General features: G+C 64.1%; 1 protein-coding gene. It reads left to right on the top strand.

Annotated features, from left to right (window positions below; genetic code table 11):
- Nucleotides 1–426: SPW repeat protein (locus I6F36_RS38655; protein WP_346656719.1), on the top strand; the 426-nt coding region annotated here is incomplete at its 5' end.
- Between the last annotated feature and the right edge of the window lie 97 nt (nucleotides 427–523).

Here is a 523-nt window from a genome sequence, read left to right as displayed (position 1 = left end):
TTTCCAGGGAGGTCTACCATGTCGGATAAGCGTTTCTTTAGCACCCATAGACCGTGGGAGGATTGGTTCGGCATGCTGCTTGGCGTGCTGATCGTGGTGTCGCCGTGGTTTCCGATGCAGGCCGGCCGTGAGGTCGTCGATTCCGAGCGCAGCATCATGATCCTCAACACCTTCGTGATCGGCATGCTGGTGTTCGGCCTCGCCCAGCTCGAATATGTCGCCCTGCAGCGCTGGGAGGAGGTCGCAGCCATCGTGCTCGGCTGCTGGCTGATCGCTTCGCCGTTCCTGTTCGGCTATTCCGGCGACACGATGCTGCAGGTCTGGCACGGCATCCTCGGCGCGCTGGTGGTCGTGCTGGGTGCGCTGCAGCTCTGGCAGGATTGGGGCAGAAGCGACCAGGAACTCGCCGACCATCCGCAGCAATGACAGCCCACGCGCCTTAGCGGCGGGCCGGAGGGGCCGGGTCCGCCCTTGCCGAACCCGGTGCGGAGACGATAAACCGCAATTGGGGCGACAGAAGCCC

It is taken from the genome of Bradyrhizobium sp. BRP19, assembly GCF_020194195.1.
GTDB classification, from domain to species: Bacteria; Pseudomonadota; Alphaproteobacteria; order Rhizobiales; family Xanthobacteraceae; genus Bradyrhizobium; species Bradyrhizobium yuanmingense.
The sequence above is the reverse complement of the archived record's forward strand: the minus strand, read 5'-3'. Positions and strand labels throughout refer to the sequence as shown.